Here is a 1,065-nt window from a genome sequence, read left to right on the forward strand (position 1 = left end):
CCCTCTGTGTCAACATTGTTGCCCCACCAATAGGTATAATACAGAGGGCGTGGAGTTGACCAATGGCAAGATATTCATCGGCCTTCAAGGCCAAAGCGGTGGCGCGTTTGCTGCCGCCTGAAAGCGCACCGCTGGACGTTGTGTCGCGTGAGATCGGTGTGCGTGCGGATACGCTGTCCCGGTGGCGTGCTGAGGCGCTGAGTGATTCCCAGGATCGCCTGTGGACCGGCCCAGCGCGTCTGGAAGCCGTCATCCACACGGCCAGCCTGGATGAGGCGAGCCGCAGTGCATGGTGTCGTGAAAACGGTGTATATCCGGCAGAGCTCGAGCAGTGGCGAGCACAAGCCAGCGAGTCGCTGTCGGATGTCTCGGGCACGCAGAGCACAGGCCGTGCGGACCGCAAGAGCCGGCAGCAGATCCGTAAGCTACAGCGGGACCTCAATCGCAAGGACAAAGCATTGGCCGAGACTGCTGCGCTGCTGGTGTTGTCAAAAAAGCTCGAGGCGATCTTCCACGAGAACGGGGACGAATGACTTCCCTGGAAGATCGCAAAGTGATTCTGAGTGCGACTGGAGAGGCGCGGGCGCAAGGCGCTCGTCTGTCGGCCATCTGCGAGGTTATCGGTGTGGATCGGCGGACATTGCAGCGTTGGTCTGACCCGGAGGCACTGACGCTTGGTGATGCGAGACCGACAGCCCAGCGCCCGCCACCGGCGTCGCGGCTGAGCGAGGACGAGCGAGCCGCTATCCTGGAGGTAGCGAACCAGTCGGAATACGCGGACGTGCCACCAACACGCATCGTTCCCATGCTGGCTGACCGTGGTGAATACATCGCCAGCGAATCGAGTTTTTACCGCGTTCTGCGCGGCGCCGACCAAATCAAGCATCGTGGCCGCGCCAAGGAGCCGGTAAAGCAGCGACCGCCTACAACACATGTGGCGACGGCACCAAACGAGCTTTGGTGCTGGGACATGACTTTCCTGCCAACTCGGGTGATCGGCCAGTGGTTCTACCTGTACCTGATCCTCGACGTGTTCAGCCGCAAGATCGTTGGCTGGGAAGTGCA

General features: G+C 61.1%; 1 pseudogene. It reads left to right on the plus strand.

Annotated elements, in window-relative coordinates:
* Positions 1-62: 62 nt before the first annotated feature.
* A pseudogene (locus Q6D67_RS21605) lies at positions 63-1,065 on the plus strand (DDE-type integrase/transposase/recombinase); the annotation flags it as partial.

This window comes from Haliea sp. E1-2-M8, assembly GCF_030649675.1.
Lineage (GTDB): Bacteria > Pseudomonadota > Gammaproteobacteria > Pseudomonadales > Halieaceae > Haliea.